This is a genomic window from Blautia argi (genome assembly GCF_003287895.1).
GTDB classification, from domain to species: Bacteria; Bacillota; Clostridia; order Lachnospirales; family Lachnospiraceae; genus Blautia; species Blautia argi.
In genome coordinates, this window is the sequence record NZ_CP030280.1 from 40,001 (window position 1) to 52,945 (window position 12,945).

The window sequence follows — 12,945 nt, forward strand, 5'->3', positions numbered from 1 at the left end:
TGAGATTCCAGATTGTTTTCTGCAATCATGTAAAGTCCGTATTCGTCGCACAGCTCATATACCATAGTATCATTGGGATAATGGCTGGTACGGATTGCGTTGATGTTATTCTGTTTCATGGTTACAATGTCTTTTAAGACATCTTCTCTTTTTGCATAACGTCCTGTAACGGAGTTAAATTCATGGCGGTTTACTCCTTTAAAGACAACACGTTTTCCATTTAAGGTCATCAGATTGCCCTTCATCTCAAAACGTCTGAAACCAACCTTCTGTGGAATAACCTCTTCTAATTCTCCTTCGTTATTAAACACCTCAAAAAGCAAATCATAAAGCACCGGTGTTTCTGCACTCCAAAGCTCCGGTGTGTCCACGTCCATGTGAAGCAGCGTGTCCTGTTCCAGATTTTCTTCCAGGGTCTGTACCTTTTCACCGTTTTTTGACAGGCTCAGGCGTACTCTTCCTGCTGCAGAAGCCTGTAATTTCACCTCTAAATCTGCCTTTGTATAAGTATCGTCTAAAAATGTGCGAATTCTTAAATCCTGCACATGTATGTCCGGAACGGTAAATAAATACACATCTCTGTAAATACCGGAGAAGCGGAAAAAGTCCTGGTCCTCGCACCAGCTGCTGCTGGTCCACTTAAATACCTGAACTGCCAGTTTATTTCTTCCTTCCTTCACAAAAGGAGTTAAATCAAACTCTGAAGGGGTAAAACTGTCCTCACTATATCCTACGAAAGAACCGTTCAGCCAGAGAGCCAGACCGCTTTCTGCACCCTGGAAGGAAATGTAAAGCTTTTTCCCCTGCATATGCTCCGGAACTTCAAAATATTTTACATAACTTGCTACGGGATTGAAATGAGTCGGAATTTCTCCTGGTTTAATGTCCTCTCTTCCCTCCCATGGATACTGCACATTGGCATACTGTGGAACATCATAGCCTTCCATCTGGATATGCGCCGGTACACGGATATCGTCCCAGGACAGACAGCAATAGTCCTCTTTTTCAAATCCCCGCACCGTGCTTTCATAGTTTTTTGCATAATGAAATTTCCATAATCCGTTTAAGCTGTATTTAAAGCTCTCCTCGTTCTGCTGCATAGCTTCTAAAGACGCATAATATTTATGGGCAGAATGTGCCTTCATACAGTTATCTTTAAAATATTCAGGATTTTTTACCATGGAATAATCAAATCGGTTCATTTTATATCCTCCTTCATCGTACTGAACTATGCCCCTATTTTACCATTGATAAAACCTTTGTTGTATGATATGTTTAGCTAAATAATATAACATTTTGAAACAGGAGATTCTCATGCCTATTTACTTTAGAAATACACCTGTAAAACAGCCCTTTCTCTTTGATTCCATTGGATATGACTGGTATCAGGATCCCATGAGCCGTCCAAAGGGATATCCCCATTTTCATTACCTGCAGACAGAACAGGGCGCAGGAAAAATCAAAATTCAGGGAACCTGTCGTACCCTGAATCCCGGCGAAGGGCTGCTGATGGCTCCTTTTTTGCCTCACTCCTATGAAAGCGCCTCAAAAGAGGAATGGCGCACCTGCTTTTTCTCTCTTACCGGAACACTGGAAGGCAGTATCGGAACGCTTTTAAACAATCGCCCCATAATCCCTGTAGACAAGGAACTGGGAAGCCTGCTGCACAGAGAAATCGTACGAATTGCCGGCGCATACGCGCATTTGCCCGCCGGAACAAAGGCGCTCTCTGTAGACTGTTACAGTCTTCTCATGCACTTTGTAAACGGGGGATATGGAAATGATTTGGAAAAAGAAACGCTTTATAAGCGCTATGTCGAACCTGTTCTGAAACAGATTGATGCAGACTATGCCGCTGAACTCACCATACAGGAGTTGAGCAGCAGGGTATATGTGACCCCCCAGTATTTATCTCGGCTGTTTCGCCGCTTTCTGGGCTGTTCTGCTTATGAATATCTCACCACCTACCGGATTAACAAGGCAAAAGAGCTTCTACTTGTGGAAAGCAGCCTGGAAATACAGGAAATCGCCATTCGCACAGGCTTTTCCGACACCAGCCACTTTATTGCCATGTTTAAGAAAGCATCAGGACTTACGCCCGGAGAGTTCCGCAGAACCAATGGATAAATTGCAGACAATATTTTCCGCCTGGATTAAGTCATATCAGCGGAATCTTTTTTAAAAGGCTGTCACATGATACGCACTCCAGAATGATATGTGTATCATGCAACAGCCTTTTTACTTCAATCTTCTTTTATTTTCCCTCATATTCCTGAATGACATGTTCAATACGCTGCTTCACCTCTGCAGCAATCTCTACAGTCTTCATGTCCTTATATTCCTCATAAAGCATTGGCTTTAAAATATGTACCTGCACCTTAATCTTCTCAATGGATTTGGTATCAAAAGACTTATAGGAATCAATCAGCGCCACTGGCACAATGGGGCATTTGGCCTTTGTGGCGCTTTTAAAGCTGCCTCCCTTAAACTCGTGAACAGCATTAGGATTTTTCGTTCTGGTTCCCTCTGGGAAAATCAGATAATTGCGCCCGGACTCCACTTCCTTTGCTACCTGCTGAATGACCTTCATAGACTGTCTTACGTCCTCCCGGTCAATGGCATATGCCTTCATACAGGCAAAAACCTGCTTCAGAAAAGGAATATTCTGCACCTCTTTTTTCATAACCACGGAAAAAGGTCTGGGACACGCCTGCATAATGGCAAGTACATCAAACAGTCCCTGATGATTTGGAAAAAACATAAATCCGTCCTTTTCGGGAATATTTTCCTGCCCGTGAATATCAATGACAATACGCCCTCCCTTAATCGCGCGCCGGTCAATGAAACGAAGCATTTTGTACCGTTCTTCTTCTGTATATTTTTCCGTATGCTTTGCGTAATAGCACAATTTAAACCACATAACAGGCACCAGCAAAATGTTGTATGCCACCATGAGTAATATTCTTTTCACTGTCTTCTCCTCTGCCTGGTACAGCAAATAAACGCTTCAGCAATGCCATACAAGGATTATTTATTCTTTGCTTTACCGGATACTTCCTTGAACTTATTCTGCAGACTGTTTTCGTATTTTGGATTCTTGCGGATAAAGGTTTCATACTGCTGTTCGTATTCCCTGTATTCCTCTGTCTTTACAAACTTTTTGTATGCTTCTCTGGACGCCTTGCTCATCTTATCAGTCACGTCCTTTGCAGGAACTACAAAGTAATCCTTGTCCTTTTCCTGTACAAAATAAAAGGCAAGGGCAGGTACCTCCTGGGTTTCTTTTTTAAGCTCTACCTCGTAGTTGTACCACACATACACAAGATCTCTCTTTTCAAAACTACCAAGAATATCCGCTTTTTCAAACTTCACATCTTTTGCCGCATGGGCTTCAAAATATTTCATGTTATAGTTTATTTCTTTTTTCACTGCACTGTCTGTTTTTTTATCCGGGTCAAATCCAAAACACTTTTTGACTGCTTTTTCGTCCTGATTCTGATATGCACTGATAAGAGATTTTACCACAGCCTCCGGAGTCTTATGACTGACCTTTGTACTGCAGCCTGTGAGCAAGAATACTGCACACAGAACTGCACATAATACCTTCCCTCTTATTTTTCTCATCTGTATACTCTCCTAACTTTCCTCAGGCCTTTAAGCCGCTTACTCCTGCTCTGTTGTTTCCCCTTCTGCCTCTTCTGCAGATATTTCCCCGGCTGCCTCCTGTAGTATTTCCTTCTCAGACTCTTCTTCCTTATCCCTTACCTTTGCAATACTTGCAACGGTGATATTGTCCTTCAAATCCATAAGCTTCACGCCGGAAGTAATTCTGCCGAGAATAGAAATACTGTCGCATTCCAGACGGATAATAATTCCCTCTGTAGTAATCATCATAATTTCATTGCCGCTGTTTACAGCCTTAACGCCAATGACATTTCCTGTTTTTTCTGTAATTTTGTAACATTTTACACCCTTACCGCCACGGTTCTGACGTGTAAATTCTCCTATAGAGGTTCTCTTTCCAAGCCCATTCTCAGATACAATCAACAGATAATCTCCCTGGCAGGTGAGCTGCATGCCGATAACCTCATCTTCTTCCATGAGATTAATACCGCGCACACCCATGGAAACTCTTCCTGTACTTCTAACATCATTTTCATTAAAGCAAATGCACTGTCCAAATTTTGTTACCAGGATAATATCCTTTTTGTTATCTGTAAATTTCACTTCAATCAGCTCATCATCTTCCCGAAGAGAAATAGCTGCAAGACCTGTTTTTCTCACATTTGCATAATCCTCAATCGGCGTCTTTTTCACCAGACCGTTTCTGGTTGCCATGAAGAGATAGCTGCCCTTCTTAAATTCTCGAATTGGAATCACAGCTGTAATTTTTTCGTCCGGCTGTAACTGCAGAAGGTTGATAATAGCTGTTCCCCTTGCAGTACGGCTTGCCTCCGGGATTTCGTATGCCTTAATTCTGTACACCCTTCCCATATTAGTAAAAAACATGAGGAAATGATGGGTTGTGGTCATAAGAAGTTCTTCTATATAGTCATCGTCAATAGTGGACATACCCTTGATTCCCTTGCCGCCTCTGTTCTGACTGCGGAAATTATCTACGGTCATACGCTTGATATAACCCAGCTTTGTCATAGCAATCACAGTGTTTTCTCTTGGAATCAAATCCTCCATGGAAATATCAAATTCATCGTATCCAATGGCAGTTCTTCTGTCATCGCCGTATTTCTCTGCAATGGCAAGGATTTCCTCACGGATAACGCGAAGCAGCAGGTGTCTGTCTTCCAGAATTGCCTTTAACTCTCTGATTTTAATCTGCAGATCATTAAATTCCTTTTCCAGACGTTCTCTCTCCATACCGGTAAGCTGATAAAGACGCATATTTACAATTTCCTGAGCCTGTACGTCAGAAAAACCAAAGGTTTCCATAAGGGTTTCCTTTGCTTCCACCCTGGTCTTTGACCCGCGGATAATACGGATAACCTCATCAATAACGTCCAGAGCCTTTAAAAGACCGGATACAATATGTGCTCTTGCTTCTGCCTTATTTAAGTCATACTGTGTTCTTCTGGTTACAACCTCTTCCTGATGCGCCAGATAGTGCTTCAGCATTTCCAGAAGGCTCATAACCTTCGGTGTATTGCCTACCAGTGCCAGCATAATCACACCAAAAGTATCCTGCATCTGGGTGTGCTTGTAAAGCTGGTTTAAAATTACATTGGCATTTGCATCTCTTCTCAGTGTAATACAGATACGCATACCTTCCCGGTTTGAGTGGTCGTTAATATCTGTAATGCCGTCAATTTTCTTATCTCTCACCAGTTCTGCAATTTTTTCAATCAATCTGGCCTTATTTACCATGTACGGCAACTCTGTAACAATAATCTGGCTCTTTCCGTTTGGCATGGTTTCAATATCTGTTACCGCGCGCACTCTGATTTTACCGCGGCCTGTACGGTAAGCCTCCTCAATGCCTCTGGTTCCCAGAATAGTAGCCCCTGTTGGGAAATCCGGTCCCTTGACAATAGAGAGAATCTCCTCAATCTCAGTTTCTCTTTCCTCTTCAATCTGGTTATCAATGATTTTCACCACTGCCTGAATAACCTCCCGCAGGTTGTGAGGAGGAATATTTGCCGCCATACCAACTGCAATACCGGAGGTTCCGTTTACCAGAAGGTTTGGATATCTGGAAGGAAGCACAGTAGGCTCTTTTTCTGTCCCATCAAAGTTTGGTGCAAAATCAATGGTATTTTTATTAATATCTGCCAGCATTTCCATGGAAATCTTACTCAGACGCGCCTCTGTGTAACGCATAGCAGCAGCGCCGTCCCCGTCTACGGAACCAAAATTCCCATGTCCGTCTACTAACGGATAACGGGTAGACCAGTCCTGCGCCATATTTACCAGAGCTCCGTAAATCGAGCTGTCACCATGAGGGTGATATTTACCCATGGTATCACCAACGATACGGGCGCATTTTCTATGAGGCTTATCCGGTCCGTTATTCAATTCTATCATGGAATAGAGAATCCTTCTCTGCACCGGCTTCAAACCATCTCGAACGTCAGGAAGGGCGCGGGACGCAATAACGCTCATAGCGTATTCAATATAGGATTCCTCCATTTTCTTCTGTAAATCTACTTCCTGAACTTTGTCAAAAATATTTTCTTCCATTTAGCTTCTCCTTATTTGTTGCGGGTATCAGATATCAAGATTCTTGGCATACTTGGCGTTTTCTTCAATAAATTCACGTCTTGGCTCTACCTTATCTCCCATAAGGGTTGTAAAGGTCAGATCCAGCTCAGAGGTAGAGTCCTCGTCCATGACAACACGCATGAGAATACGTCTTTCCGGGTCCATAGTGGTTTCCCAGAGCTGTTCTGCGTCCATTTCTCCCAGTCCTTTGTAACGCTGAATACTGCAGCCCTCCAGACCGATTTCAGCCAGAATGTCTGCCTGCTCTTTTTCTGTATAAGCATAATAAGTCTTACGGTTCTTTTCCAGCTTGAAAAGAGGCGGTTTTGCCAGATACACATAGCCCTGCTTAATCAGTTCCGGCATAAAGCGATACAGGAAGGTCAGAAGCAGTGTAGCAATGTGTGCGCCGTCTACATCGGCATCGGTCATAATAATAATCTTGTGATAACGAAGCTTGGAAATATCAAAATCCTCATGGATACCAGTTCCAAACGCTGTAATCATGGCTTTAATCTCTGCATTGGCGTAAATCTTGTCAAGGCGGGCTTTCTCCACGTTCAGAATCTTACCTCGAAGGGGAAGAATTGCCTGTGTCGCACGACTTCTGGCCGTCTTAGCGGAACCTCCCGCGGAATCACCCTCTACAATGTAAATTTCACACTTACTCGGATCCTTGTCCACGCAGTCTGCCAGCTTTCCAGGAAGGGACATACCCTCCAGGGCAGACTTTCTACGGGTCAGCTCTCTGGCTTTTCTCGCTGCATCTCTGGCTCTCTGGGACAAAATAGATTTCTCCACAATAATCTTTGCCACAGCAGGGTTCTGCTCCAGATAAATTTCCAACTGGCTACTTACCACATTGTCCACAGCGCCTCTGGCTTCACTGTTTCCAAGTTTCTGCTTGGTCTGTCCCTCAAACTGCGGGTCTTCTATTTTCACGCTGATAATGGCAGTCAGACCTTCACGGATATCTTCTCCAGAAAGATTTTGCTCACTTTCCTTTAACAGCTTGTTCTTTCTTGCATAATCATTAAACGTCTTTGTAATGGCATTTCGAAAGCCCATGATATGGGTTCCGCCTTCCGGTGTGGTAATGTTGTTTACAAAGCCGTAGGTATTCTCTGTATAGGCGTCATTGTGCTGCATGGCAACCTCTACCATAACGCCGTCCCTGCTTCCCTCAAAGTACATAATATCTTCGTACAAAGGTGTTGCACTGCGGTTTAAATATTGCACAAATTCCTTAATACCGCCCTCATAATGGAAGACTACTTCCTTCTCCTCTTCTTCCCTCTTATCCTTTGCCACAATTTTCAGCCCTTTTGTCAAAAAGGCAATTTCGCGGAAGCGATGCTTCAAGGTTCCAAAATCAAAAACAGTTTCCTCAAAAATTTCCGGGTCAGGCAGGAAAGTAACCATGGTTCCTGTTTTTTCCATGTCACATTCTCCTACAATCTTCAGGCTGTACATAGTCTTTCCCCGCTCATAGCGCTGTCTGTATACCTTACCCTCCTTGTAAATCGTAACCTCAAGCCAGGTAGAGAGCGCATTTACGACAGAGGCGCCTACGCCGTGAAGACCGCCGGATACTTTGTATCCCCCGCCGCCAAATTTGCCTCCTGCATGAAGAATGGTGAATACCACTTCAACAGCCGGAATCCCTGCTTTATGGTTGATTCCTACCGGAATCCCCCTTCCGTTATCAATAACGGTAATAGAGTTATCTTCATTTACAGATACCTCAATGGTATCACAATAACCTGCCAAAGCCTCGTCTACTGCATTATCTACAATTTCATAGACCAGATGATGAAGTCCTCTTGAAGATGTGCTGCCGATATACATACCTGGTCTTTTTCTTACGGCTTCCAGACCTTCCAGAATCTGAATCTGGTCTGCGCCGTATTCTGTATTTATTTCTGTACTCATGCAATTCCTCCTGTTTTCCGGTATTCACCGGTGATTTGACGGTTTACGGGCAATATACATTTCCCTCAACCACTTTAAATATCTTATTTATGTGAAATCTCCTGTCAATAAAATCATCAAGCCCTGTACAGGTTATCATAGTCTGTACCTGACTGATGCTGTTCAGAAGATAATTCTGCCTGTTGGAATCCAGCTCAGACAATACATCGTCCAGAAGCAGGATGGGCATATCCTGAATGCTGCGTTTTACCATATAGATTTCAGACAGCTTCAGAGAAAGCGCCGCGGTTCTCTGCTGCCCCTGGGAGCCATACTTGCGGATATCCATGCCGTTTATCCTGACGCATAAATCATCTCTGTGGGGCCCTGTGGACGTCATTTTGAAACGGCAGTCCTTTTCCCTGTTTCGGGAAAGCTCCTCCAGAAACTGTCCGCGGTCTGTACTTGGCTCATAAATCAGTTCGATTTTTTCTTTTCCGCCGGTAATATTGCTATGTATTTCCTCAATAATGCCGTTCATTTCTTCAATAAAGCCCATTCTCCCCTCAATCACAGCGCTTCCGTAGACTGCAAGCTGCTCATCCCACACCTCTAAGGTTGACATAAGAGAAGGATTAAAAGAAATATCCTTTAACAGCTTGTTTCTCTGATTCAAAATACGGTTATAACTGGAAAGATTGGACAAATACAGCTTATTAAGTTGACATAATTCCAAATCCATGAATCTCCGTCGTTCGCCCGGACCGTTTTTAATAATATTCAAATCTTCAGGTGAGAAAAAAACCATGTTTACAATTCCGAAAAGCTCTCCGGCCTTTTTTATCGGAATCCCGTCTATTGCAATTCCCTTTGCCTTTGTCTTTTTTAAATGCATGTCAATTTTCCGGGAAATCCCGTTTTTTTTCACAAACATACGAATATGGGCTTCATCTGAATCAAATTTTATTAAATCTCTGTCCTTGCTGCCTCTGTGGGACTTTGTAGTTCCGCACAGATAGGCAGCTTCCAGAATATTGGTTTTTCCCTGGGCATTATCCCCGTAGAAAATGTTTGTCCCTTCATCAAGCTTCAGCGACAGGGTTTCATAATTCCTGTAATTTTTCAACTCTATGGATTCAATATACATAAATCACCCTACTGCTTCCGACTATTTTATGATTTTCACTTCCTGTCCCTGATAAGAAAGGACATCTCCCTCATACAGCTTACGTCCTCTTCTGGTATCCACCTCTCCGTTTACCAGAACTTCTCCGTCCTGAATGACATATTTAGCTTCAACCCCGTCCTGTACCAGGTTTGCGGCTTTTAAAGCCTGACCTAATTTAATAAATTCATCGCGTAATTTAATGGTTTCCATAGCTTCTCCTATCTGCTTACTGCATTGAAATTAACCGGAAGAATCAGATAGATGTACTGCTGATTATCGTCGCGGATAAAGCAAGGCGCCTTGGCATTCATCAAATAAATACTTACCTCTTCATCATCTATAACCTTCAGTGCATCGATTAAAAACTTGGGATTAAAGCCAATCATAATGTCTTTTCCCTCTTTTTCAATATCAATTTCTTCCTTCATGGAACCAATCTGAGAATCAATCTGCAGTTCCATCTGGCCGTCCTGAATGTTGATAATAATAGGCTTTTTATCCCCTTCTTTTACAAACAGAGTCGCACGGTCAATACAGTCTAAAAGCTCTCTTTTATTAATTTTTACCTTTGTTTCATAATCACTGGAAAGCATCTGGTCTACTTTGAAGTATTCTCCTTCAATCAGACGGGACACCACCTTTGTGTCATCAAATTCAAACAAAATGTGATTAGAAGAAAGATAAATATCTACCATATCTTCCAGTTCACCGGATAAAATCTTGCTGATTTCGTTCAGAGTTTTTCCGGGAACAACCACTTTACGGTCTTCACATTCTTCCTGTAAGCCAATTTTTCGAATGGAAATACGGTGTCCATCCAGAGAAATTACTCTTAACATATTATTTTCAATCTGGAAAAGCTCTCCTGTCATCAGCTTATTGTTTTCATTTACTGCAATGGAAAAGATCGTCTGACGAATAATTTCTTTTAAAGTAAACTGTGAAACCCGTATGCAGCCTTCTTTTTCTATTAAAGGTAAATAAGAAAAATCTTCTCCTGATTTTCCGGGAATATTAAATTTTGCTTTTTCACAGGTAATGGTTGCATTCAGTTTTTCATCTGTTTCAATAGTAACATCATTATCCGGAAGTTTGCGGACAATATCGGAAAAGATTTTTGCGTCCAGAGCCAGAACACCTTTTTCAATCACCAGTCCCTGAACACGGGTTTCAATGGCAAGTTCCATATCATTTGCCGTTAATTTAATATCATTGGTTGCTGCATCAATTAAGATACACTCCAGAATCGGCATAGTCGTTTTAGAAGGTACGGCTTTCATGACAATACTGACACTTTTTTGAAGTTCAGATTTTGGGCAAATAATTTTCATGTGTGAATAACTTCCTTTCTGTGTGAAGTGGGTAAATATATAAATAAATGAATAACAAATCCGTAGTAATCGCCGTAGGGGCTGTGAATATGTGAATAAGTTCCGAAACCCGTGAAAATACGGGCTTCAAGAGTATGGATAACTTTGTGGGTTCATGTTGAAGTTCATGTATAAATGCTGTTGATAGAAATGTGGGTAAAAAACCGCAAAATTTTTCAACAGAGTTGTCCACATATAATTCACATAGTATTCACTTTACATTGTGGATAAATTTCATGCTACTTTGAGGGGTTTATTTTTTTCTGTAAAATATCAATGATTTCTTTTGTGGATTCAGAGGTTTCCAGTTCTGCCTCAATTTTATTGATCCCATTCATAATGGTAGTGTGATCCCTGCCACCGAGAACCTTGCCGATATTTTTCAGTGTAACTTCTGTCATATGGCGGCACAGATACATGACAATCTGCCGTGGGAAAACAATCTTTGAGTTCCTCTTGTTTCCGGTGAGGTCAGCAGGAGATAAGTCAAAGTGTTCTGCTACAATATCAATGATGAGTTCCGGGGTAACGATACGTTTCTGATTCGGAGAAATAATATCTTTTAATACCTTTTCCGCTAAAGGCAGATTGATTTCGCTTTTTTCCAGATTTGCGTATGCCATGATTTTATTTAAAGCACCCTCAAGCTCACGAATATTGGATTTTATATTCTTGGCAATGTACTCAATGACTGCATCATCTATCTGATAGCCGTCTAATTCCTCTTTTTTTCTCAAAATTGCCATTCTGGTTTCATAGTCCGGAGAGGAAATATCTACAATTAAGCCCCATTCAAACCGGGAACGAAGACGATCCTCTAAAATTTCCATGTCCTTTGGCGGTTTATCTGAGGAGATGATAATCTGTTTTTTTGCGCCGTGCAGGGCATTAAAAGTATGGAAAAATTCTTCCTGTGTGGATTCCTTTCCTATAATGAACTGGATATCATCAATAAGCAGCACATCAATGTTCCGGTATTTTTCACGGAACTTAGACATGGTAGAATTATTGCCGTTACGGATAGATTCAATCAGCTCATTGGTAAAATATTCACTGGTAACATACAGCACCTTTGCATTGGAATTCTGCTGCAAAACATAGTGGGCAATGGAGTGCATCAAGTGGGTTTTTCCAAGACCTACACCTCCGTAGATAAACAGTGGGTTATAGGATTCACCCGGAGATTCTGCTACGGCAACAGAAGCAGCATGTGCCATTTTGTTATTATTTCCGACTACAAAGGTGTCGAAGGTATAGCGGGGATTTAAATTGGCTTTTGCAATGTTTTCGTTATGGTCAATAGGGCTTGCCACCGCTTTTTCCTTAATTTCCTCTTCAATTTCGTCAGGCAGAATAAAGGAAATCTCAAAATTTTCCCCGGTAGCCTCCGCAATGGCTACTTTTAAAGGAAGGAGATACTTCTTATTAATATAATCCAAAGCAATATTTTGGTTATTAATGTTGATAGTAACCACATTTCCCTCTACCTTATAGACCTTTAAGGGCTTAAGCCAGGTGGAAAAAGAAATGTCGGATACGTCATGTTCTACCTTAATCATGTTTAGAATCTCTGACCATTTTTCCTGAATTATGTGCATTTTTAATTCTCCTAAATCGTATTCTATGCCGGTTTTCAAACACAAAAAATATATGATTGACGGATTACTTCATTCAATCATAGGCAAAAAAAAGTATTATTATCTATATAATATAATAAAAAACCGTTTTTATCAATGAAAAGTTGAAGAGAAAATCCGTGTGGGTATGTGGATAAGTGTAGAAACTCCATTATTATAGGAAGAAATAGTTTTGAAAATGTGAAAAATTTGACAAAATGTGGGCTTGTTTATTTGTGGATTAAAATATGTGGATAATGAGGATTGTCTAAAAAGAAAAGAAGGTGGAAAAACAGTGATGTGAAAAATGTGTATAATGTAAAAAACAGAATCCACATGTCGAAAACCGTTGAAAAATAAGGGCTTTTAGAAATTGAAGGTAGAAGAATGTGAATATATAGGGGAAGTTATCCACATGTTATCCACAATTTGTGGATAAAGTTACGTCAACTGAAAAAATGTGAATAAGTGTGTGTATAAGAATATGGATAAAATTAGTTAAAGGGAAAAATCCAAAAAAGAATGTGGAAAGTGTGTGGAACTATGTGGACAACTATGCAGAGGGAAAAAGAAACAGAAAAAATGCCAGAAAAACCGCAGAAATAGAAAGAAAGTCTTGACGAATACCGACTTTATGAATATAATTGAAATGATGTTTTCTATCATG

The 12,945-nt window shown here is 41.2% G+C and carries 10 protein-coding genes (1 of these 10 running past the window's edge); 1 reads left to right on the plus strand and 9 read right to left on the minus strand.

Annotated features, from left to right (window positions below; all coding sequences use genetic code 11):
* Window positions 1-1,202, minus strand: partial view of a beta-galactosidase, LacZ type gene (locus DQQ01_RS00215; protein ID WP_111917720.1) — the 5' end (the start) only. It extends 1,831 nt beyond the left edge of the window; the window shows 1,202 of its 3,033 coding nt (coding positions 1-1,202); it begins with the start codon at window positions 1,200-1,202; its stop codon lies beyond the left edge, outside the window.
* Window positions 1,203-1,314: 112 nt separating this feature from the next.
* Here DQQ01_RS00215 and DQQ01_RS00220 point away from each other — a divergent pair, with 112 nt between their 5' ends.
* On the plus strand, window positions 1,315-2,127 hold the full coding sequence (locus DQQ01_RS00220) for a helix-turn-helix domain-containing protein (RefSeq protein WP_111917721.1): 813 nt from the start codon (window positions 1,315-1,317) through the stop codon (window positions 2,125-2,127).
* A 127-nt stretch (window positions 2,128-2,254) separates the two neighbouring features.
* On the opposite strand, the gene DQQ01_RS00225 is transcribed toward DQQ01_RS00220, so the two are convergent.
* From DQQ01_RS00225 to dnaA, 8 genes are all read right to left on the minus strand, one after another.
* Window positions 2,255-2,971 (minus strand): lysophospholipid acyltransferase family protein, encoded by a 717-nt coding sequence (locus DQQ01_RS00225; protein ID WP_111917722.1) that lies wholly within the window; start codon window positions 2,969-2,971, stop codon window positions 2,255-2,257.
* 56 nt (window positions 2,972-3,027) lie between these two features.
* Window positions 3,028-3,624 carry a hypothetical protein gene (locus DQQ01_RS00230; protein WP_111917723.1) on the minus strand — a complete coding sequence of 199 codons (597 nt, stop codon included), beginning with the start codon at window positions 3,622-3,624 and terminating at the stop codon, window positions 3,028-3,030.
* A 39-nt stretch (window positions 3,625-3,663) separates the two neighbouring features.
* The gene (gene gyrA, locus DQQ01_RS00235; protein WP_111917724.1) at window positions 3,664-6,192 is read right to left on the minus strand and encodes a DNA gyrase subunit A; all 2,529 of its coding nucleotides are present in this window, start codon (window positions 6,190-6,192) and stop codon (window positions 3,664-3,666) included.
* 27 nt (window positions 6,193-6,219) lie between these two features.
* The gene (gene gyrB / locus DQQ01_RS00240; protein ID WP_111917725.1) at window positions 6,220-8,145 is read right to left on the minus strand and encodes a DNA topoisomerase (ATP-hydrolyzing) subunit B; all 1,926 of its coding nucleotides are present in this window, start codon (window positions 8,143-8,145) and stop codon (window positions 6,220-6,222) included.
* A 43-nt stretch (window positions 8,146-8,188) separates the two neighbouring features.
* Window positions 8,189-9,271, minus strand: a complete 1,083-nt coding sequence (recF, locus tag DQQ01_RS00245) for a DNA replication/repair protein RecF (protein ID WP_111917726.1) — start codon at window positions 9,269-9,271, stop codon at window positions 8,189-8,191.
* A 21-nt stretch (window positions 9,272-9,292) separates the two neighbouring features.
* Window positions 9,293-9,502 carry an RNA-binding S4 domain-containing protein gene (locus DQQ01_RS00250; protein WP_111917727.1) on the minus strand — a complete coding sequence of 70 codons (210 nt, stop codon included), beginning with the start codon at window positions 9,500-9,502 and terminating at the stop codon, window positions 9,293-9,295.
* A gap of 8 nt (window positions 9,503-9,510) precedes the next feature.
* On the minus strand, window positions 9,511-10,623 hold the full coding sequence (gene dnaN / locus DQQ01_RS00255; protein WP_111917728.1) for a DNA polymerase III subunit beta: 1,113 nt from the start codon (window positions 10,621-10,623) through the stop codon (window positions 9,511-9,513).
* A 278-nt stretch (window positions 10,624-10,901) separates the two neighbouring features.
* Window positions 10,902-12,260 (minus strand): chromosomal replication initiator protein DnaA, encoded by a 1,359-nt coding sequence (dnaA, locus tag DQQ01_RS00260; RefSeq protein ID WP_111917729.1) that lies wholly within the window; start codon window positions 12,258-12,260, stop codon window positions 10,902-10,904.
* Window positions 12,261-12,945 lie beyond the last annotated feature (685 nt).

Excerpts from the sequence above, each read along its gene's own strand:
- DQQ01_RS00220 (WP_111917721.1), top strand. The coding sequence starts at position 1,315 with ATGCCTATTTACTTTAGAAATACACCTGTAAAACAGCCCTTTCTCTTT.
- DQQ01_RS00230 (WP_111917723.1), bottom strand. The coding sequence starts at position 3,624 with ATGAGAAAAATAAGAGGGAAGGTATTATGTGCAGTTCTGTGTGCAGTA.
- gyrA (WP_111917724.1), bottom strand. The coding sequence starts at position 6,192 with ATGGAAGAAAATATTTTTGACAAAGTTCAGGAAGTAGATTTACAGAAG.
- gyrB (WP_111917725.1), bottom strand. The coding sequence starts at position 8,145 with ATGAGTACAGAAATAAATACAGAATACGGCGCAGACCAGATTCAGATT.
- recF (WP_111917726.1), bottom strand. The coding sequence starts at position 9,271 with ATGTATATTGAATCCATAGAGTTGAAAAATTACAGGAATTATGAAACC.
- DQQ01_RS00250 (WP_111917727.1), bottom strand. The coding sequence starts at position 9,502 with ATGGAAACCATTAAATTACGCGATGAATTTATTAAATTAGGTCAGGCT.
- dnaN (WP_111917728.1), bottom strand. The coding sequence starts at position 10,623 with ATGAAAATTATTTGCCCAAAATCTGAACTTCAAAAAAGTGTCAGTATT.
- dnaA (WP_111917729.1), bottom strand. The coding sequence starts at position 12,260 with ATGCACATAATTCAGGAAAAATGGTCAGAGATTCTAAACATGATTAAG.